A 19,680-nucleotide genomic window follows, 5' to 3' on the forward strand; every position below is an offset into this window, starting at 1 on the left:
GCCCTACATTCCGCCAGCCCCCACGCCGATGCCCGCAGGCGGCAGCGGCGGTACGCCTGTGGTTATCGGCGGTGGTCCTATCGGGGGCTTCGGGGGAGGCTTTTTCGGCGGGTTCTTCGGAGGCGGCGGGTCGAGCGGCGGCAACGTCGTCATCACTTCGACCACGACCGGCGGCTCGACGTCGAGCAGCTCGTCCTCGTCCAGTTCCAGTTCCTCTTCATCGTCCTCCTCATCTTCGTCGAGCTCTTCGGGCGGCGAGGGTTCGACGACGACCACCACCAGTACCTCGACCAGTTCGGGGGGCGACGATGGCTCGACCACCACGAGTACATCGACAAGCTCGGGCGGCAACACGAGCACGAGCTCGAGCACGTCGAGTTCAACGAGCAGTTCGACCAGCACGTCCACATCGACTTCGACAGGCGGTGATACCACTACGACCACCGGGGGATCCACGACGGGCGGCTACACGCCCCCCGCTCCTCCTCCGCCAATTGACGTGCCCGAACCGCCGATGCTGATCCTCTTCGGTGCCGCTGCCGCTGCGCTCTTCGCGCGCAGCCGCCTGGCGCGTCGGGACAAGGACACCGTCCAAGCCTGACGCAGGTTCGCGGGATTTCCAGCCCGCTCAAAAGGTACGGACATCCACAAGCCAGGCAAGGGCAGAGAGTGAACCGAGAGCCATCGCCCTCGGGTTCCCCATAATGTCTACGTCAGCTTGTGAGAGCCGCCTTGGCGAGGCGATTGCTTGTCGCCCCGTCCTGTATCGCGGCGAGATTGGGCGAGTGCCTCATGCCCGGAATTTCCGGGTTACCGAGGGCGCTGGCTCGCGGAAATCATGACCAGCTTCTCCCGTTCCGTCCATGACCGGGCCTCAAACGCGGAAAACCCCGCCCGGCGCCTGCCGGACGGGGTTTTCGAAAGGTCCATGAGGGCCTCGGCTGAGCGCCGGATCAGTCGGCTGCGAGCTTGCGCAGGACGTACTGAAGGATGCCCCCGTTCATGTAGTATTCCAGCTCATTGGCCGTGTCGATGCGGCACAGAGCGGTGAACGTGAAGGTCGAACCGTCCGCACGGGTCACTTCGACTTCGACGTCCTGGCGCGGCTTGAGGTTGGCAACGCCCTTGATGGTGAAGGCATCGTCGCCGGTCAGGCCGAGCGTCTCGCGGGTGTCGCCGTCCTTGAACTGGAGCGGAAGCACACCCATGCCGACCAGGTTCGAGCGGTGGATGCGCTCGAAGCTCTCGACGATGACGGTGCGCACGCCCAGCAGGTTGGTGCCCTTCGCCGCCCAGTCACGCGACGAGCCGGTGCCGTATTCCTTGCCGGCCACGACCACGAGCTGCGTGCCATCGGCCGCGTGCTTCATCGCGGCGTCGTAGACCGCCATGGTTTCACCCTTGTACGACGAGTAGCCGCCTTCGGTGCCCGGGACCATCTCGTTGCGGATGCGGATGTTGGCGAAGGTGCCGCGCATCATCACTTCGTGGTGGCCACGGCGCGAGCCGTAGGAGTTGAAGTCGGCCTTTGCGACCTGGTGCTCCATGAGCCATTCACCGGCCGGGCTGTCTGCCTTGATCGAACCGGCGGGCGAGATGTGGTCGGTGGTGACCGAGTCGCCCAGGATGAGGAGCGGCTTGGCTTCGATGATGTCCGAGACCGGCGCCGGGGTCATTTCCATGCCCTCGAAGTACGGCGGGTTCGCGACGTAGGTCGAAGCCGGCTTCCACGCGTAGGTTTCCGAACCGGTGACGTTGATAGCCTGCCAGTGCTCGTCGCCCTTGTAGACGTCGGCGTAGCGGGCCTGGAACATCTCGCGATCCACGCACGCGTTCATCGTGGTGGTTACTTCCTCGTTGGTCGGCCAGATGTCCTTGAGGAACACGTCCTGGCCGTCCTTGCCGGTGCCGATCGGGGTGGTGGTGAAGTCTTCCACCACGGTGCCCTTCAGGGCGTAGGCGACAACCAGCGGCGGCGAGGCCAGGAAGTTGGCGCGCACGTCCGGCGAGACGCGGCCTTCGAAGTTGCGGTTGCCCGAGATGACGGCCGAAGCGACGAGGTCGTTCTCGTTGATTGCCTTGGACAGGGGCTCGGCGAGCGGGCCCGAGTTGCCGATGCAGGTGGTGCAGCCGTAGCCGACAAGGTTGAAGCCGACGTTGTCGAGGTGCGCCTGGAGGCCCGCCTTCTCGAGGTAGTCAGTGACGACCTGCGAGCCGGGGGCCAGCGAGGTCTTGACCCAGGGCTTGGGCTTCAGGCCCAGCTCGTCGGCCTTCTTGGCAACGAGGCCGGCGGCCACGAGAACCGAGGGGTTCGAGGTGTTGGTGCACGAGGTGATCGCGGCGATCATCACGTCGCCATCGGTCAGCTTGTAGTCCGCGCCATCGACGTCGACCGACTTGCGGTCACGCTTGTAGAGCTCGGCCATGTCCTTGTTGAAGACATCGTCGACTTCGGTGAGGACGACCTTGTCCTGCGGGCGCTTCGGACCGGCGAGCGAGGGCACGACGGTCGAAAGGTCGAGTTCGAGGCTGGAGGAGAAGACCGGCTCGGGGTTCGAGGGATCCATCCAGAAGCCCTGCTCCTTGGCGTAGGCTTCGACCAGTTCGATCTGGCCTTCTTCGCGGCCGGTGAGGCGCAGGTATTCCAGGGTCTTCTCATCGATGCCGAAGAAGCCGCAGGTAGCGCCGTATTCCGGGGCCATGTTGGCAAGCGTCGCACGGTCGGCGAGGCTGAGCGTGGCAAGGCCTTCGCCGTAGTATTCGACGAACTTGCCGACCACGCCGTGCTTGCGCAGCATGTTGGTGCAGGTCAGCACGAGGTCGGTGGCGGTCACGCCTTCCTTCAGCTCGCCCGTGAACTTGAAGCCCACGACTTCGGGGATGAGCATCGAGACGGGCTGGCCGAGCATGGCCGCTTCGGCTTCGATGCCGCCCACGCCCCAGCCAAGGACGCCCAGGCCGTTGACCATGGTGGTGTGGCTGTCGGTGCCGACGCAGGTGTCGGGGTAGGCGACGATTTCGCCGTTCTGGTCGTTCTCGGTCCACACGCTCTGGGCGATGTTCTCGAGGTTGACCTGGTGGCAGATGCCGGTGCCCGGGGGGACGGCGTAGAAGTTGTCGAGCGACTTGGAACCCCACTTGAGGAAGTCGTAGCGCTCCATGTTGCGCTGGTACTCGATCTCCATGTTCTGTTCGAACGCCTGGGGCGTGCCGAACTCGTCGACCATGACCGAGTGATCGATCACGAGGTTGACGGGAACCTGGGGGTTGATCTTGCTGGTGTCGCCACCGAGCGCGGCAATGCCATCACGCATCGCGGCAAGGTCGACAACGCAGGGAACGCCGGTGAAGTCTTGGAGAAGGACGCGGGCTGGACGGTACTGGATTTCCGAGCCGGTGACCGGGTTCTTCTGCCAGTCGGCCACGGCCTGGACGTCGTCGGTCGAGACCGTGAAGCCGCCGTCCTCGAAGCGCAGCATGTTCTCGAGCAGCACCTTCATCGAGAAGGGCAGGCGCGATACGTCGCCGATCTTTTCGGCGGCTTTCTTGAAGGAGTAGTAGGCGACGGTCTTGCCGCCGGCGGTCATGGTGCTCCGGGTACCGAGCGTATCCTGTCCGACCTGGGTCATGTGGGCGTTGTTCCCTTCCTGTGATGTCTGACGCTTGGGTTCAGGCCGTTGAACGCATAGTCCTCGGGCGTGTTGCAACGCGACAGACGGGTTCGTCGGCTCGCCGATGCGCGCTGAAAGGCGCAAGGTCAAGAGGGAGGGCCTCCTGCATAGGTCTAGGGGGTGGGTTGTGAAACTTTGTTTCTCGTACCGACCCAGCATCCGACGAGGATTAGAAATGTTCCGGCAACAGTCGCAAGCGCCACGTTTTCGCCGAAGAACAGCCAGCCCAGCAAGGCGGCCCAGGCAAAGCCGGTGTACTCGACCGGCACCAGCACTTGCGTTTCGGCGCGCGCATAGCCCCAAGAAAGCAATAGGTGCGCGAGCGTGGCGAGCAGGGCCCCCGCCGCGATCAGGCCCCAGACCGGGCCTGTGGGCAGGATGAAAAGCCATGGGGCGGGCAAGGCCACGAGGAGCGTCGAGAACAGGTTCTGGAACAGCGTGATCTCGCCGGGGCCTGCCAGCAGGGCCTGCTTGCGCTGCAGCACGAGGTTGAAGGCATAGAACACGGCCGAACACAACACGGCCGCGATCCCCTTAAGCGTCTCGGGGGAGGTGCCGAGCGCGCCCAATCGTCCGCCGCCGATCACGATCACCCCAGCGATGCCGAGCAGCGAGGCCACGATCGCCTGCGGGCGAATGACCTCCCCCAGGAGCAAGGCTGCCAGGAACAGCGCGATGATCGGCGATATGAACGAGATCGCGATCGCCTCGGCCATGGGAATGCGGACGAGTCCATAGAAGAAGAGTGCCGCCATGCAGGTCGTAACCGCGGCGCGAAAGGCGTGGAGTTGCAGGCGCGCTGGCGCGAGGCGACGCGAGACGGCGGCGATCTTGGGACGAGAGGCGCGCAAGGTTGCCAGCCAGACCGGCAGGGCGAAGAGCGTCCCCAGCGCGTTGCGCAGGAGCAGCGCGGAGTAGACGCCCAGCGCGATCGAGGCGCCCTTCATCGTTGTATCCATTGCGCTGAAGGTCCCGATACCCGCGACCACGGCAAGGACCGGCAGCGCGGACTGCAGGGCCGATGGGGCCGGTGGCGTGGTATCGGAGGCGTAAGCGGGCTGCGTCATGGTCCGAGTGCTGTGGGTTAAGCGCCGGTTATTCGCAAGCAATTCATCGTAGCGACAGGCGCGATGCGGAACGGACGTGCTATACTGGCGTTCACATCGCCGGATCGGTGGCCGTGATGCGCACGGTCGCTATGCGGCCTACACGTATTATTCGGGCGGATTTCGAAGCAAAATGAGCAGCATCCAGCGCAAGGCCTGTGGCCTTCTTTCGAGTCTTTCGGCGCTTTCCCTCCTGGCTCAGCCGGTGCTGGCGCAGAGTCGCGCCGAGAGCGGCCCTGAAGACATCCTGCCCCGCCCGCATTCGCCTGCCGCGCAAGCCTTGCCGGCGGCGACATCAACGCCGAACTCCGCGCCCCCGCGTGCGCCGCAGAAGGCTCCGGCGCCAACCACCGCAACCGTGGTGAGCGAGGGGGCGCGGACGCGCACCACGTCCGAGCCGGTGGTGCAGGAACTCTTCCTCTCCGCACCGGTACTGCCCTGGAATATCTCCGACGCGCAGGACCTTCTCGCCACGATCCGCGGAATCGGGAGCGAGGGGCTGTTTCCCGCCGACTATCAGCCCGACGCGCTCGAGGCCGCGATCGCGGCGGGCGAGGGCGATGCGCTCGACGAACTGGCGAGCAAGCTCATGGGCTGGTTGGTCGAGGACCTGCGCGACGGGCGCACGCCCATGCCCGCGCGCGTGCAGTGGTTTGCGGTCGATCCCGACCGCGACGAGATGCCCACCGGCAAGGTGATGGCCCAGACCCTGGCAGCGCACGATATTCCCGGTCTCGTCGCCGCGCTGGCGCCGACCGTGCCGGACTACGCCGCGCTCAAGGAGGAACTGGCCGCGACGCCCGAAGCGCAGAAGGACCGGCGCCTCCTCATCATGGCCAACATGGATCGCTGGCGCTGGCTCAAGCGCGATCTGGGCGAAGTCTATCTTCTGACCAACGTGCCCGAGTTCCAGCTGCGCCTCACGGTCAAGAACAAGATCATCCGCACCTACAAGACGGTCGTCGGCAAGCCGGGACGCACCGCGACGCCGCAGCTGGCCGAGACGGTCTCGGCGGTCGTGTTCAACCCGACCTGGACCGTGCCGCAGTCAATCGTGAAGGGGGAGGGGCTGGGCCAGAAGGTTCTGAACAACCCGACCTGGGCGCGCAATGCCGGCTACAAGGCCACCAAGGACGCCAACGGCAATGTCTGGGTTGTCCAGCAGCCGGGTCCGAACAATTCGCTCGGCATGATGAAGATCGACATGCCCAACGAGCACGCGATCTACCTCCACGACACGCCGTCCAAGCAGTACTTCAACCACGAGGTGCGCGCCTACAGCCACGGCTGCATCCGCACCGAGCGTGCGGTCGAACTGGGCATGACGATGGCGATCCTGGGCGCGGGCATGTCGGGCAGCGAGGCCGCCGATATCTCGCGTTCGGGCAAGTACACGAAGGTCGAGATGACCCGCACCTTCCCGGTCTATCTCACCTACTTCACCATCGCGCGCGACATTGAGGGCAACCTGGAGACTTTCGACGACATCTACGAGCGCGACACCCCGGTGCTTGAAAGCTTCCAGCAGCCCCGCCAGCTCAAGACCTCGCAGCGCAAGAGCGAAGAGGAAGTCATCAAGCTGGATAACCCGCTGTAATATAAAGTACAGAAACCGGAGGAGGGCGCTTCCCTTGCGCTCTCCTCCGGTTTCCATTTTGCTAAGTAATCTGGCCTAGTCTTTGGATCATGCCAGATGAGATTTCAGCGCTGATCGACAAGCCCCATTTGCTCATTGCTGTTCTCGCGTTTGGTGGCGTGCTGGGAATGGCGGTCGAGCGTTTCGTTGAATCTTCGAAGCGCGCCGAGCGCCGTGCCTACTGGAAGAAGCGCAAGACCAAGGGTTCTCGTCCCTCGGTCCGCCAAAGACCAGCAGCGAAGGAGGCGGGCTCGGCGACGTCGCGCGTCTCTGCGACGGACCAGCTCGATATTGTCATGGATGCCGATTTTTCGGCGCAGCCTCTCCTCAACCGTCCGGAGAGGCGTCTAATGTCTGTGCTCGACACATGTGTTCGCGAGGGTGCCCCGGATTGGAGGGTCATGGCGCAAGTCAGCATGGGTGAGATCGTGCGCAGTGACGACCAGGACGCGTACTTTGCTGTCAATTCGAAGCGCGTGGACCTTTTGATCGTCAATGATGCGTATGAGCCGCTTCACGCCATAGAGTTCCAGGGGACGGGGCATCATCTCGGGCGCGACGCTGCCGCGCGCGATGCTGTGAAACGCGAGGCTCTACGCAAAGCGGGAATCGGCTACGTGGAGGTCGCGAGCGGAGACAGTCCTTCGGATGTGCGAATTGCGGTCGCCAAGCTGCTGCGGCAATCCGGTCGGGTCGACCATGAATGACTATCGCGCCGTCGCGCCTCAGAACTGCTGGAGGACGTGGAGGAATTCCTCGCCGTAGGCGTCAAGTTTGCGGCTGCCCACGCCCGTGATCGAGCCCAGTTCGGACAGGCTGGAGGGGCGCATCGAGGCCATCTCGCGCAACGTGGCGTCGTGGAAGATGACGTAGGGCGGCACGCCCTGGTCCTTGGCGAGATCGCGGCGCAACTCGCGCAGGGCATCGAAGAGCGGATCGCCGACCGGGTTGGGTGTCTGGTCTGCCGCGCGGCCCCGGCGGCCGCGTTCCTTCTTGGGTGGGCGCACGATCATCACCGCGGCCTCGTTCTTGAGGATCTCGCGGGCATCGCCGCCCAGTGCCAGCCCGCCGTGCTCGGTAGGGACAAGGCTGCCCCGGGCCTGAAGCGCGCGGGCCAGGGCCTTGAGGATCGGCTTTTCTTCCTCGCGCAGGATGCCGAAGACCGACAGCTGGTCGTGCCCGCGCTGGAGCACGCGATCGTCGGTAACGCCCGTCAGGACCTTTTCGAGGTGTCCAAGGCCATAGGTCTGCCCGGTGCGGTAGACCGCCGAGAGCAGCTTCTGCGCCAGCGTCGTCGCGTCGATCACATCGACCGGTTCAAGGCAGGTGTCGCAGTTGCCGCACTTGGCGGGCGGGTCCTCGCCAAAGTGGCGGAGGAGAACGGCGCGGCGGCAGTCGGCGGTCTCGATCAGGCCCGCGAGCGATTCGAGGCGCTGGCGCTCGCTCTGTTGGCGGGCCTCGTCGACTTCGGCCAGCCGCATGCGCGCGCGGGCAAAGTCGTCCGCGCCCCAGAACATGACGGCAATCGAAGGATCGCCGTCGCGCCCGGCGCGGCCCGTTTCCTGGTAGTAGCCTTCGATAGACTTGGGGATCCCGGCGTGGGCGACGAAGCGCACGTCGGGCTTGTCGATGCCCATACCAAAGGCGACGGTCGCGACCATCACCATGTCCTCGCTCGCCACGAAGGCGGCCTGGTTCTTCTGGCGCACTTCGGAGGGGAGGCCCGCGTGGTAGGGCAGGACCGGGCGGCCGGTCGATTTCGCGAGCGTCTCGGCAAGCTGCTCCACGCGCGCACGGGTGGGCGCGTAGATGATGCCCGGGCCCGGGTTCTCGTCGATCACGCCCTTCAGCTGGCGCGCCACGCTGTCGCGCGGACGGATCGCGTAGCGGATGTTGGGACGGTCGAACCCGGCGACGATGAGACCATCCTCGCCGATCCCGAGCTGGGTCAGGATGTCGGCGCGGGTGTGGCGGTCGGCCGTCGCGGTCAGCGCCAGGCGGGGGACCTGCGGGAAGGCGTCGAGAAGTGGCTTGAGCAGGCGGTAGTCGGGCCGGAAATCATGCCCCCATTCCGAGACGCAGTGCGCCTCGTCGATGGCGAAAAGTGCGATCTTGGTGCTCGACAGGAGTTCGCGGAAGGCGCTCTGGCTGGCCCGCTCGGGCGCGATATAGAGAAGATCGAGCTGGCCCGCGCGAAAGGCGTCGAGGGTCTCGCGCCAGTCGGCATCGACGCTGGTGAGGGTCGCGGCGCGGATGCCGTTGGCGCGCGCGGAGCGCAGTTGGTCGTGCATCAGTGCAATGAGCGGGGAGACGACCACGCAGGTGCCTTCCAGCAGCACAGCGGGAAGCTGGTAGGTCAGCGACTTGCCTGCGCCGGTCGGCATCACCGCCAGCGTGGACTGGCCCTGCAGCACGCGGTCCACCACCTGATCCTGGACCCCGCGAAAGCCGGAAAAGCCAAAGGTCGCCTGCAGCGCCTCGCGCACGCGGTTTGCAGAAGGGGGCGGGGCGGGCGTGTTGTCGACGGGCGGCGCAAGGTCGCTCTGCCAGTCGTCGTCATCGCCGTAGAAGGTCGTCTCGAAGGGCCAGTCGTCGTCGTTCACGGGGCTGCTTATGGCAGAGCCGACGCCCTCGCGGAACCCGTCGAAGAGACGCTTTCCTCCGCTTTTCGCAGGGCAGGGGCGCGGGGCGAAGGTGGGGGCTTGCGAAGTTGGAACCCGCGCTTGTGACGATTGGCGGGCACTTTTTGGGCCGCAGCGAGTTTATTTCACGACAACTGGTTCATGGAGATCACATCATGTCGTCTTACGTTTACCATTCCAGTCGCCCGCACGAATCGATCCTGCCGCGGGCGCATCGCGATGCGCATCAGCGCTTCCACACTTATGGTCCGATCCAGCCGATGGACGGTAACCGCGGCCTGTTCGGTCGTCTGCTCGACCGCCTGTTCTGACCCCACCTTGCCTCTCCCACGCAAACCATGGTGCGTGGGAGTGGACGATGGCCCGCCGCCGGTGCGCCATCGCGTCGGGACCGCAGTCCCCTCTATCTCATCCCTTCGGACAAGACCTGTCCCGTGCACGGCATGGGCCCCACCAAGTTGCGGGCTTGCGCGTGGTAACTTTTCCTTTCACATCCCAGGCGGGCGAACCCGCATGGCTGTTTTAAGCGCTTCTTGGAGTGCTTGCGCGATAATTGCTCTCACTCGATCAACGGTTACAATCGATTGTATCGGGGTCGCCAACGGAACCGCAAGAACACTACGGGAAAAGGTACAAGTCATGGGAGCGATGCTGCACGACGCACGTGTGCGTTTCGAGGAATGCCACACGGCTTGGTTGAACGAGTGCGAATTTGCCGAACTGGCGCGTACGCTGAAGGCGCTTGCGCACGAACAGGGCGTTGCGACCGATCCGATCATCAACGAACTGGTTCACTTCGGGGCCGATGCCGCCTTTGCGCTGCTTACGGTTGAATCATGTATCGCGGACGAAGCCCGAGCGGCGACCCCTGCCCATACTGCCCAGATGAAGCCTGCCGGTCCGCCGCTGGTCCATTGAGTGCGCCGGTGGGGCGGCCGCCGAACACGGCCTTGCCCCGCCCAACGGCACAGAACCACGCCGACAGGTCTTCCCGGCGCCGTCCACCTCTTCCCCTGGGGGTGGGCGGCGCCTCTTTTCGTGTCCCACTCAATCGAGGTTGGGACGCAGCCAGCGTTCGGCGGTGGCGATGTCGACACCGCGCCGCCCTGCGTAATCCTCCAACTGGTCGCGCCCGATGCGCGCGACACCGAAGTACTGGCTCTCGGGGTGGGCGAAGTAGAAGCCCGAAACCGCCGAGGTCGGCAGCATGGCCTGGCTTTCGGTGAGCGTGATGCCTGCGGTGTCCTGCGCGCGCAGGAGATCGAACAGGATCGGCTTCAGGGAATGGTCGGGGCAGGCCGGGTAGCCCGGAGCCGGACGAATGCCGCGGTACTGCTCGCGGATGAGCGCCTCGTTGGTGAGCTGCTCCTCAGGCGAATAGCCCCAGAGCGTGGTGCGCACGTGCCGATGGAGACGCTCGGCAAAAGCCTCGGCGAAGCGGTCGGCAAGCGCTTTCAGAAGGATATCGGAATAGTCATCGTGCGCGGCCTTGAAGCGGGCGATGTGTTCATCGATGCCATGGATGCCCACGGCAAAACCGCCCAGCCAGTCGCCCGCCGGATCGACGAAGTCGGAGAGGCAGAAGTTGGCGCGGTCGCGCGACTTCTCAACCTGCTGGCGCAGCATGGGAAGCCGCGTGCCGTCGGCAAGCAGGACGTCGTCGCCATCCTGGTGACACTCCCAGAACGAACAGACGCCCTTGGCGGTGAGCCACTTCTCCTCGACGATGGTGTCGAGCATCTTCTGCGCGTCCTCGAACAGATTACGCGCGCTTTCGCCCACGACTTCATCGTCAAGGATGGCCGGGTAGGTACCCGCCAGTTCCCAGGCGCGGAAGAAGGGCGTCCAGTCAAAGGTCTCGCGAAGATCGGCGAGGTCCCATTCCTCGAAGACGTGCAGGCCGGGCTGCATCGGGGCCGGCGCCTTGTCGGCGAAGTCGGGCTTGAAGGCGTTGGCGCGGGCATCCGCGATGGGAAGTACGTCGCGCTTGCCCTTGCCCGCGCGGGCCTCGCGCACCTTCTCGTAGTCAATGGCAACGGATTCGATGTAGCCCTCGGCCTGCGTATCGGAGAGAAGCTGCGAGGCGACGCCAACCGCGCGGCTGGCGTCGAGCACGTGGATGACGGCGCCCGTATAGGCCGGATCGATGCGCAGCGCGGTGTGGACCTTGGAGGTCGTCGCCCCGCCGATGAGGAGCGGGATCTTCATGTCCGCGCGCTGCATTTCCTCGGCCACTGTCACCATCTCGTCGAGCGAAGGAGTGATGAGGCCGGAGAGGCCGATGATGTCGACGTCTTCCTTCTGCGCGGTCTCCAGGATCGTCGACCAGGGGACCATGACGCCAAGGTCAATGACTTCGTAGCCGTTGCACTGCAGCACGACGCCCACGATGTTCTTGCCGATGTCATGGACGTCGCCCTTGACGGTGGCCATGATGATCCGGCCCTTGGCCTTGGAATTGGCGTCCTTTTCGGCTTCGATGAAGGGGATGAGGTGGGCCACGGCCTTCTTCATGACGCGCGCCGACTTCACCACCTGGGGGAGGAACATCTTGCCCGAGCCGAACAGGTCGCCCACGACATTCATGCCGTCCATCAGCGGTCCTTCGATCACCTCGATCGGGCGCCCTCCGCGTGCCAAGATCGCCTGGCGCGCTTCCTCGGTATCATCGACGATGTGCGCGTCGATGCCGCGCACGAGGGCATGTTCGATGCGCTTGACCGGCTCCCAGGTGCGCCATTCCTGCGTGGCCTTTTCCTGCGCCTTGTCCTTGCCCTTGAAGCTCTCGGCCAGTTCGATCAGGCGTTCGGTCGCGGTCTGATCGCCGCCCGCCTTGGGCGTGCGCATCAGAATCACGTCCTCGCAGGCCTCCCGCAAGGCGGGGTCGATCTGGTCGTAGACGTCGAGCTGGCCAGCGTTCACGATCGACATGTCGAGCCCGGCGGGAATCGCGTAGTAAAGGAAGACCGAGTGCATCGCGCGGCGCACCGTTTCGTTGCCGCGGAACGAGAAGGAGAGGTTGGAGAGCCCGCCCGAAAAGTGAACGTGTGGGCAGGCGGCCTTGATCTCGGCGACGGCCTCGATGAAGTCGAGTGCGTAGCGGTCGTGTTCCTCGATGCCGGTGGCAACGGCGAAAACGTTGGGATCGAAGATGATATCTTCGGGCGGAAAACCGATGCCGGTCAGGAGCTTGTAGGCGCGGGTGCAGATTTCGACCTTGCGCGCCTTGGTGTCGGCCTGACCGGTCTCGTCGAAGGCCATGACGACGACCGCGGCGCCGTAGGCCATGCAGGTGCGGGCCTGCTTCAGGAACGGCTCCTCGCCTTCCTTCATCGAGATCGAGTTGACGATGGGCTTGCCCGAAACGCACTTGAGGCCCGCCTCGATCACGTCCCACTTGGACGAATCGATCATGATCGGCACGCGCGCGATGTCCGGCTCGGCCGCGATCAGGTTAAGGAAGGTGGTCATCGCCTCGAGCGCGTCGAGAAGGCCCTCGTCCATGTTGATGTCGATGACCTGCGCGCCGTTCTCGACCTGCTGGCGCGCGACCTCGACCGCAGTGGCATAGTCGCCGGCCATGATAAGCTTCTTGAATTTGGCAGAGCCAGTTACGTTGGTGCGTTCGCCAATGTTGACGAAGCGCGAGCCCGAGGCCGAAGCGGGCGTGGCGGCAGAGGCGGAAGTCTCGGTCATGGTGTCCCCCCGGGATCCGGTCAGGTGGTGGCGAGTGCGGCGAGCGGGCGCGCCAGCACGAAGTCGTCATAGATCACGCCGCCAACATCGAAGCTGCGCGAGCCGATCGTCTCGAAGTTGTTCTTGGCGTAGAAGCTCAAGGCACGCTGGTTGTCGTTCTTGACGCCGAGCAGGAGGCGCTTGTGGCCGTCGGCCTGCGCGGCTTCCAGGACATTGCGCATGAGCGCGCTCGCGATCACCGTGCCCTGGAATTTCGCCAGCACGTAGATGCGCTTCAGCTCTACGTCGCCGTCCTTCGCTTGATCGAGTTCAGGTGTGCAGGTGAGGGCATAGCCCACAGGCGCGTGACCGGGTTCGACTTCAGCGAGCCAGATCCGCCCCCCGCTTTCCAGATAGCGGCGGTAGGTTTCGGCCGAATGCGAGGTGCGGCAGTGGGCCAGCAGACCCTGACCGTGGACGACGCCTGCGAAGGCCTCCAGAAACGTGGCCGAGCCAATGAGCGAGAGAGTTTCGGCATCTTCGGGCGTGGCAACCCGGATGCGCCAGATAGGCATGTTCGTCATGTAAGGTGTCTTTGCGTCAGGCGGCCATGGTGAAGGGTTCGAGCCCGGCAAGGCGGGTGATAGGCGCAAGCTCGGGCACGCGGCGCGGGGGCAGGCCCTCCACCGCCTTTGCGATCTCGGCGATGTGTGCGGGCGTGGATCCGCAGCAGCCGCCCAGCACGTTGACCTGCCCCGCATCGGCCCATTCCTTCACGAAGCCTGCCGTGGTTTCGGGCATCTCGTCGTAGGCGCCCAGTTCGTTGGGCAATCCTGCGTTGGGGTAGATCATGATGAGGCTGTCGGCGATCTCGGAGAGGACCTTGACGTGCGGGCGCAGCTGGGTCGCACCGAACGAGCAGTTGAGCCCGATGGTGAGCGGCTTGGCATGGCGCACCGCGTGCCAGAACGCCTCGACCGTGTGGCCCGAGAGGTTGCGGCCCGACAGGTCGGTCAGCGTCATCGAGAGCATGATCGGAACCTCGCGGCCCAGCTCGGCCTCGAGCTGGCGCACGGCCATGATCCCCGCTTTGGCGTTGAGCGTGTCGAACACGGTCTCGATCAGGATGAAGTCGGCGCCGCCCTCGACAAGCGCCGTGGCCTGCTCCTTGTAGACATCGACAAGCGTGTCCCAGTCGATCTCGCGGTAGCCCGGGTCGTTCACGTCGGGGCTGAGCGAGAGGGTCTTGTTGGTGGGGCCGATGGCGCCCGCAACGAAGCGGGGGCGCCCGTCCTTCGCGGTGAACTCGTCGGCCAGCTTGCGCGCTAGCTGGGCGGAGGCGACGTTGATCTCGCGCACGAGTCCTTGCGCGCCGTAATCGGCCTGGCTGATGCGGTTGGCCGAGAAGGTATTGGTCTCGGCAATGTCCGCGCCGGCCTCGAAGTAGGCGCGGTGGATGGCCTCGGGCACCTCGGGCTTGGTGAGGGCAAGGATGTCGTTGTTGCCCTTCTGGTCATGGCCCAGAGCCAGATCGCCCGCGTAGTCGGCTTCGGAAAGCTTCCAGTTCTGGATCTCGGTGCCAAAGGCCCCGTCGGTAATGAGGATGCGGCGGCGGGCCTGCTCCTCGAAGGCTTCACGGGGCGTCATTAGACGGTCTCCTTGGGGCGCAGGCCGAGCAGCTGGCAGATCGCGTAGGTCTGGTCGGCCTTGTTGAGCGTATAGAAATGGAAGTTGCGCACACCCCCGTCGTAGAGACGCTTGCACAGGTCGGCCGCGGCGACCGCGGCGACCAGCGCTCGCGGACCCGGACGCGAGTCGAGGTCGGAAAAGAGCGCTTCGAGCGAGGTGGGGATCTCGGTATTAGCGGACATGCGCCGGATCGCGGCGAAGTTGGTGACGGGCATGATGCCAGGTACGATCGGCGCGGTGATGCCGGCTGCCAATGCCTTGTCAAGAAAGCGGAAATAGGCGTCGGCTGAGAAGAAGAACTGTGTGATTGCGCGGGTGGAGCCCGCGTCGATCTTGCGCTTGAGGTTGTCGAGATCGCTCTGCGCGCTCGACGCCTCGGGGTGCATTTCGGGATAGGCGGCGACCGAGATCTCGAAGTCATGGCGCTTTCTCAGTCCTTCCACAAGCGCTGCGGCGCTGGCGTAGCCTTCGGGGTGGGCGCGGAAGATGCCGTTGTCCTGGGGCTGCGGATCACCGCGCAGCGCCACGATATGGCGCACGCCTGCATCCCAGTATTCATCGGCGATTTCGTCGATCTCGGCCTTGCTGGCCGCAACGCAAGTGAGGTGTGCTGCCGGCACCAGGTCCGTTTCACGTCGGATGCGCGCGACCGTCGCGTGTGTGCGCTCGCGCGTCGAGCCGCCCGCGCCGTAGGTGACCGAGACGAACTTCGGCGCTAGCGGGGCCAGTTCGGTGATAGCGTCCCACAGCTGGGCCTCCATCTTCTCGGTCTTGGGCGGGAAGAATTCATAGGAGACCGCAATGTCTCCGGCCATTTCGCCAAACAGCGGCGTATCCCCGCAGGGGGCGGACGTGGCAGCTTCGGCGCGTCGGGTCGTAACAGTCATCGCTTCGCAATCTTTCGCTTGGGCCGCTTGGGGCTATGGCGCCTCTTTAAGGGCACAGTCGTGGCAAAGGGCAGGTGAACCGGCGTCTCAGGCAGAGGCCGGGGCAGGGGCAGGCGTGGAAGCAGGGCAAGGCAGGCGCTCGGCGGTCCAGATCTTCACCGTCAGGGTGTCACCCGGAAGGGCTATGGGCGGGGCGGGCGCGAAACCGGCGTCGGCCATGAGCGAGGCCATCTGTGCATCGGAGAAACCGAGTCGGGCGTGGGCATGCCGCTCACGAAGTTCCTCGCGCTCGTGCGCGGCCAGATCGACGATGGCGATGCGACCTCCTGCACGCGTAACGCGCGCGGCTTCGTCGAGGACGGGGCCGGGCGAGGGCGCGAAGTGGAGCACCTGGTGGAACAGCACGGTGTCGAAGCTGCCCGAATCGAAGGGCAGGTCGACGAAATCGCCGCGCACCAGATCGACCTTGTCGGCGGGGAGCGCCTGAAGCCGGGCGCGCGCGATCTGGAGCATCTCCGGGTTGCGGTCGAGCGCGGTGACGTGGCTTGCGCTGTCGGCCAGAAGTTCGGCCATGCGGCCGGTGCCGGTGCCGATGTCTAGCAGAGCGCCCAGTTTTCCGGTCCGTTTTCCCGGCGCGCAGCCAAGCGCTGTGATAAGCGCCTCCTCGACCGGCTCGTCGGCGCCGTGAAGCTGTCGCAGCGTATCCCATTCGGGCGCGTGCCGCGCGAAGTAGGCCTGCGCGTTGGCCTCGCGTGCCTCGCGGATGGAGGCGAGCTGGCGCCGGTCATCGCGGCAGCGATGCGCAAATTCCGGGTCGTCGCGCTCGGCAATGGTGAGCAGGCGTGCGGCGGCCGCGCCCATCTCGGGCTCGGAGGTTTCGCTCACGGCCGTGCGCAGGAACACCCAGCTGCCTTCCTTGCGGCGTTCGGACAGCCCTGCGTCGCACAGGATCCGTACATGACGCGAAACGCGCGGCTGGCTCTGGCCCAGCACTTGCGCAAGTTCGCCCACGGAGAGCTCCATGTGCGCGAGCAAACGCATGATGCGAAGGCGCGTCGGCTCCGAAAGGGCCCTCAGAAGTGGGTCGATTTGCATGTGAGTGGACATAAAGATATCTTTATATCCGTGCAACCCCAAGGTTTGAGGCGGCTTCCGCCCCCCATACTTCCTATTTGCGTTGCACCATCGTCTCGTTTAAAGAGGCGTCCGCAGGCTTGCCTGCAAGCGTTGGCCCGTGGGCCAAACAATGCAAGGGGATTCGCATGAAGAAGATTGCTTTCGCCGCGTTCGCGTCGGCTGCCGCTCTGGCTCTCGCTGCTTGTGGCGAGACTCCGGCTCCGGAAGCTACCGAGTCGGTTGAAACCGTGCCCGGTGACATGATGGCGACGGACGCTCCGACCGAGGTTCCGACCGAGGCGATGTAATCCGTTAGGAGGGTTGGCCGGCGCCTCGTGTTCCGGCAGCCCTCCACGGCTTTCCACCCGGTTTCGGCCGGGACATCGGAAAGACCCACTTAAGCCAAGTGGACAAAGACCCTCCCCTCTCGGGGAGGGTTTTTCGTTTTTGGCCCATGTTTTTGCAAACGATGCGCGCCGAACTTCGAAGATATTTGCGCGATCCGCTGCAATGCGGCATCACCTGCTCCCATGCTCGATGCTTTCCGGATCGCGCTTGGTCAGCTCAACCAATCGGTCGGCGATGTCGGCGCCAATGCGGATTCGATTCTCGCGGCCCGGCGCGAAGCGCGCGGCGCGGATCTCGTCGTTTTTCCCGAACTCCACCTGATCGGCTACCCGCCCGAGGACCTGGTGCTCAAGCCCGCGTTGATCGAAAAGGCGGCCGCCCAACTCGAACGACTGGCCGAGGCGAGCGGGGATGACGGTCCGGCGATGCTGGTGGGATCAGCCTTCGTACGCGATGGCGCGCTGCACAACGGCGTGGCGCTGCTCGACCAGGGGCGGATCGCGGCGGTGCGCTTCAAGCACGAACTCCCCAACTACGGCACTTTCGATGAAATGCGCCTGTTCCAGCCCGGCCCCTTGCCCGAGCCGGTGATCCTGCGCGGCACCATGATCGGGGTGCCGATCTGTGAGGATATCTGGCGCCCGGAAGTGTGCCGTCACCTCGCCGACTTCGGCGCCGAGATGTTCATCTGCATCAATGGCAGCCCCTACGAGCTCAACAAGGAAGCCTTGCGAATCGAAGGCATCGCCCGGCGCCGGGCCAGCGACACCGGCATTCCGCTCGCCTATCTCAACCGCGTAGGCGGGCAGGACGAGCTGGTGTTCGATGGTGGAAGCTTTGTCGTCAATGGTGATGGCCAGCTTGCCGCGCGTGCGCGGGACTGGGAGGAGCAGGTCTTGCAGACCTCGTGGACCCGCACCGCGCGGGGCTGGCGCTGCGACCGGGGCGGCCTGGCGAAAGAAACGCCCCAGCCCGAGACGATTTACTGCGCCATGGTGCTGGCTCTGCGCGACTTCGTGGAACGCAGTTCCTGCGAGGGCGTGGTGGTGGGTCTCGACGGCGCGCGTGATTCGGCGCTGATGGCCGCACTGGCCGTCGATGCGCTGGGGTGCGAGTGCGTGACCCTGGCGTTGGTTCCGCCGCTGGCAGGTGGCGGGCAAGCGCTGGAGGATGCACGTGCCTGTGCGCAGGAACTTGGCGTTACCTGCCGGGAAATCACGCTTGATTCGCGCATCGCTGAGGCATTGGAGGCCCTGGACGTCTGCTTCGCCGGCCCTGAGCCGGAGGCGGGCGAGCGGCTTGCCGCCCGCATGCGCGCGCTAGTGCTTGGCGCCTTTGCCGAGAGCCAGGGGGCGATGCTGCTATCCTCGGCAACGAAGAGCGATTTCAGTCTTGGTCGCGTGCCCTCCTGCGCGAGTTCGACGGGCGGCTACGGCCCGCTCAAGGACGCCTACGCGACGACGGTCGCCAAGCTCGCCGCATGGCGCAACGGTGCGGTCCCGCATATCGGGCTGGGGCCGGAAGGGACGATTTTTCCCGCCTCGATGCTTTCCCGCACGCCGCCGCTTCCCACAGGCGTGGAGGATGCCGAGCGCCTTGATGCGATGCTGTTCGGCCTTGTCGAGCACGACAAGAGCATTGATCAGATGGTCGCCGACGGATTTCCGCGCGCGGCACTGCGTCATATCGAGGAGCGCCTGCATGCGAGCGAAGCCCTGCGCCGCCAGTCGCCGCTGGGCGTAAAACTGTCCCCAAGAAATTTCGGGCGGGATCGGCGCTATCCGATCACTCATGCGTTTCGCAGTTGAGAGGTGAACGACGAGCCGGTCCGCGGCCTCGCGAAACCGGTGAATGGAGATGATTTATGGGAATGCTGGTGGACGGCCAGTGGCACGATGTCTGGTACGATACCGAGGCCAACAAGGGGAAGTTCGAGCGCGAGAAGTCGGCCTTCCGCAACTGGCTGACGGCTGAGGGCAGCCCGGGGCCGTCGGGCGAGGGCGGCTTCGCGGCGGAAGCCGGGCGCTATCACCTCTATGTCAGTCTGGCCTGCCCCTGGGCGCACCGCACGCTAATCATGCGCGCGCTCAAGGGGCTGGAGGCCATGATCCCTGTCTCCATCGTGCATTGGCACATGGCCGAGAACGGCTGGACTTTCGCCGAAGGGCCGGGCGTGGTGCCCGATCCGATCCACCACGCGCAGTACTTGCACCAGGTCTACACCGCGGCGAAGCCGGACTATTCGGGCCGGGTGACCGTACCGGTGCTCTGGGACCGCACGAAAGGCACGATTGTCAGCAACGAATCGGCCGAGATCATTCGCATGTTCAACACAGCGTTCGATGATCTGGGGGCACGTCCGGGGGACTATTATCCCGAGGCGCACCGAGAGGCGATCGATGCCTTCAACGCGCGGATCTATGACACGGTCAACAACGGCGTTTACAAGGCCGGCTTCGCGACCACCCAGGAGGCTTACGAGGAGGCGGTCTATCCCCTTTTCGGGACGCTCGACTGGCTCGAGACGCGTCTCTCGGCGAGCCGCTACCTTGTCGGCAACTCCCTGACAGAGGCCGATATTCGCCTCTTTACTACGCTCGTGCGTTTCGACCCGGTGTACCGTGGCCATTTCAAGTGCAACCTGCACTCGCTCGCCGACTATCCGAACCTCTCCGGGTATCTGCGCGATATCTACCAGGTGCCTGGCGTCGCCGAGACGGTCGATTTCCGGCACATCAAGGGGCACTACTACCAGAGCCACGGCACCATCAATCCGACCGGGATCGTGCCGGCCGGGCCGCTCATGGACCTGGCCGCGCCGCATGGGCGTGAGGGCATGGGGGGACTTGCCGACTAGGTCGACGTTGTCGCGCGCGAAGGAAAAGAGGCCTTTGACCTCGTGCGCGGCGG

The 19,680-nt window shown here is 65.0% G+C and carries 17 protein-coding genes; 8 read left to right on the forward strand and 9 right to left on the reverse strand.

Annotated elements, in window-relative coordinates:
- Positions 1–3: 3 nt before the first annotated feature.
- Entirely contained in the window at positions 4–444 is a 441-nt protein-coding gene (locus FMM79_RS14805; protein ID WP_162528521.1) for a hypothetical protein, read from the reverse strand.
- 55 nt (positions 445–499) lie between these two features.
- On the opposite strand from FMM79_RS14805, the gene FMM79_RS14810 reads away from it, so the two are divergent.
- A complete protein-coding gene (locus tag FMM79_RS14810; RefSeq protein ID WP_148628235.1) occupies positions 500–601 on the forward strand; it encodes a PEP-CTERM sorting domain-containing protein in 102 nt (33 codons plus the stop codon).
- Between the two features lie 352 nt (positions 602–953).
- Here the strand turns inward: FMM79_RS14810 and acnA are convergent, their stop codons facing one another.
- Positions 954–3,629, reverse strand: coding sequence for an aconitate hydratase AcnA (gene acnA / locus FMM79_RS14815; RefSeq protein ID WP_148628236.1), 2,676 nt, complete (start codon positions 3,627–3,629; stop codon positions 954–956).
- A 155-nt stretch (positions 3,630–3,784) separates the two neighbouring features.
- Complete coding sequence (locus FMM79_RS14820) at positions 3,785–4,738, reverse strand: DMT family transporter (protein ID WP_148628237.1); 954 nt, start codon at positions 4,736–4,738, stop codon at positions 3,785–3,787.
- A gap of 172 nt (positions 4,739–4,910) precedes the next feature.
- On the opposite strand from FMM79_RS14820, the gene FMM79_RS14825 reads away from it, so the two are divergent.
- Both FMM79_RS14825 and FMM79_RS14830 read left to right on the forward strand, forming a co-directional pair.
- Positions 4,911–6,374, forward strand: a complete 1,464-nt coding sequence (locus FMM79_RS14825) for a L,D-transpeptidase family protein (RefSeq protein ID WP_148628238.1) — start codon at positions 4,911–4,913, stop codon at positions 6,372–6,374.
- An 89-nt stretch (positions 6,375–6,463) separates the two neighbouring features.
- The gene (locus FMM79_RS14830; protein WP_148628239.1) at positions 6,464–7,120 is read left to right on the forward strand and encodes a DUF2726 domain-containing protein; all 657 of its coding nucleotides are present in this window, start codon (positions 6,464–6,466) and stop codon (positions 7,118–7,120) included.
- An 18-nt stretch (positions 7,121–7,138) separates the two neighbouring features.
- On the opposite strand, the gene recQ is transcribed toward FMM79_RS14830, so the two are convergent.
- Positions 7,139–9,016, reverse strand: coding sequence for a DNA helicase RecQ (gene recQ, locus FMM79_RS14835; protein ID WP_148628240.1), 1,878 nt, complete (start codon positions 9,014–9,016; stop codon positions 7,139–7,141).
- A 194-nt stretch (positions 9,017–9,210) separates the two neighbouring features.
- Here recQ and FMM79_RS21490 point away from each other — a divergent pair, with 194 nt between their 5' ends.
- Together FMM79_RS21490 and FMM79_RS14840 are read left to right on the forward strand one after the other, a co-directional pair.
- Positions 9,211–9,366, forward strand: coding sequence for a hypothetical protein (locus FMM79_RS21490; RefSeq protein ID WP_162853554.1), 156 nt, complete (start codon positions 9,211–9,213; stop codon positions 9,364–9,366).
- A gap of 328 nt (positions 9,367–9,694) precedes the next feature.
- A complete protein-coding gene (locus FMM79_RS14840; protein WP_148628241.1) occupies positions 9,695–9,973 on the forward strand; it encodes a hypothetical protein in 279 nt (92 codons plus the stop codon).
- 129 nt (positions 9,974–10,102) lie between these two features.
- Here the strand turns inward: FMM79_RS14840 and metH are convergent, their stop codons facing one another.
- The 5 genes from metH to FMM79_RS14865 form a co-directional block, all read right to left on the reverse strand.
- The gene (metH, locus tag FMM79_RS14845; RefSeq protein WP_148628242.1) at positions 10,103–12,751 is read right to left on the reverse strand and encodes a methionine synthase; all 2,649 of its coding nucleotides are present in this window, start codon (positions 12,749–12,751) and stop codon (positions 10,103–10,105) included.
- Positions 12,752–12,771: 20 nt separating this feature from the next.
- Entirely contained in the window at positions 12,772–13,314 is a 543-nt protein-coding gene (locus FMM79_RS14850) for a GNAT family N-acetyltransferase (protein WP_148628243.1), read from the reverse strand.
- Positions 13,315–13,330: 16 nt separating this feature from the next.
- Positions 13,331–14,377 (reverse strand): homocysteine S-methyltransferase family protein, encoded by a 1,047-nt coding sequence (locus tag FMM79_RS14855; RefSeq protein ID WP_148628244.1) that lies wholly within the window; start codon positions 14,375–14,377, stop codon positions 13,331–13,333.
- Positions 14,377–15,306 (reverse strand): methylenetetrahydrofolate reductase [NAD(P)H], encoded by a 930-nt coding sequence (gene metF, locus FMM79_RS14860; protein WP_148628245.1) that lies wholly within the window; start codon positions 15,304–15,306, stop codon positions 14,377–14,379. The genes FMM79_RS14855 and metF overlap by 1 nt, the downstream gene beginning before the upstream one ends.
- Before the next feature lie 87 nt (positions 15,307–15,393).
- Entirely contained in the window at positions 15,394–16,401 is a 1,008-nt protein-coding gene (locus FMM79_RS14865) for a metalloregulator ArsR/SmtB family transcription factor (protein ID WP_148628246.1), read from the reverse strand.
- Positions 16,402–16,568: 167 nt separating this feature from the next.
- Between FMM79_RS14865 and FMM79_RS21495 the strand changes: the two genes are divergently transcribed.
- The 3 genes from FMM79_RS21495 (at position 16,569) to FMM79_RS14875 (ending at position 19,627) form a co-directional block, all read left to right on the forward strand.
- Positions 16,569–16,730, forward strand: coding sequence for a hypothetical protein (locus FMM79_RS21495; RefSeq protein WP_162853555.1), 162 nt, complete (start codon positions 16,569–16,571; stop codon positions 16,728–16,730).
- Between the two features lie 222 nt (positions 16,731–16,952).
- Positions 16,953–18,578, forward strand: coding sequence for an NAD+ synthase (locus FMM79_RS14870; protein ID WP_148628247.1), 1,626 nt, complete (start codon positions 16,953–16,955; stop codon positions 18,576–18,578).
- A gap of 56 nt (positions 18,579–18,634) precedes the next feature.
- Positions 18,635–19,627, forward strand: a complete 993-nt coding sequence (locus tag FMM79_RS14875) for a glutathione S-transferase family protein (protein ID WP_148628248.1) — start codon at positions 18,635–18,637, stop codon at positions 19,625–19,627.
- The last annotated feature ends 53 nt before the right edge of the window (positions 19,628–19,680 follow it).

The organism is Novosphingobium sp. BW1, assembly GCF_008107685.1.
Classification (GTDB): Bacteria; Pseudomonadota; Alphaproteobacteria; order Sphingomonadales; family Sphingomonadaceae; genus Novosphingobium.

Bases quoted from the DNA above. Each gene is read 5' to 3' on its own strand.
- acnA (WP_148628236.1), bottom strand. From the start codon at position 3,629: ATGACCCAGGTCGGACAGGATACGCTCGGTACCCGGAGCACCATGACC.
- FMM79_RS14820 (WP_148628237.1), bottom strand. From the start codon at position 4,738: ATGACGCAGCCCGCTTACGCCTCCGATACCACGCCACCGGCCCCATCG.
- FMM79_RS14825 (WP_148628238.1), top strand. From the start codon at position 4,911: ATGAGCAGCATCCAGCGCAAGGCCTGTGGCCTTCTTTCGAGTCTTTCG.
- FMM79_RS14830 (WP_148628239.1), top strand. From the start codon at position 6,464: ATGCCAGATGAGATTTCAGCGCTGATCGACAAGCCCCATTTGCTCATT.
- FMM79_RS21490 (WP_162853554.1), top strand. From the start codon at position 9,211: ATGTCGTCTTACGTTTACCATTCCAGTCGCCCGCACGAATCGATCCTG.
- FMM79_RS14840 (WP_148628241.1), top strand. From the start codon at position 9,695: ATGGGAGCGATGCTGCACGACGCACGTGTGCGTTTCGAGGAATGCCAC.
- metH (WP_148628242.1), bottom strand. From the start codon at position 12,751: ATGACCGAGACTTCCGCCTCTGCCGCCACGCCCGCTTCGGCCTCGGGC.
- FMM79_RS14850 (WP_148628243.1), bottom strand. From the start codon at position 13,314: ATGACGAACATGCCTATCTGGCGCATCCGGGTTGCCACGCCCGAAGAT.
- FMM79_RS14855 (WP_148628244.1), bottom strand. From the start codon at position 14,377: ATGACGCCCCGTGAAGCCTTCGAGGAGCAGGCCCGCCGCCGCATCCTC.
- metF (WP_148628245.1), bottom strand. From the start codon at position 15,306: ATGACTGTTACGACCCGACGCGCCGAAGCTGCCACGTCCGCCCCCTGC.
- FMM79_RS14865 (WP_148628246.1), bottom strand. From the start codon at position 16,401: ATGCAAATCGACCCACTTCTGAGGGCCCTTTCGGAGCCGACGCGCCTT.
- FMM79_RS21495 (WP_162853555.1), top strand. From the start codon at position 16,569: ATGAAGAAGATTGCTTTCGCCGCGTTCGCGTCGGCTGCCGCTCTGGCT.
- FMM79_RS14870 (WP_148628247.1), top strand. From the start codon at position 16,953: ATGCTCGATGCTTTCCGGATCGCGCTTGGTCAGCTCAACCAATCGGTC.
- FMM79_RS14875 (WP_148628248.1), top strand. From the start codon at position 18,635: ATGGGAATGCTGGTGGACGGCCAGTGGCACGATGTCTGGTACGATACC.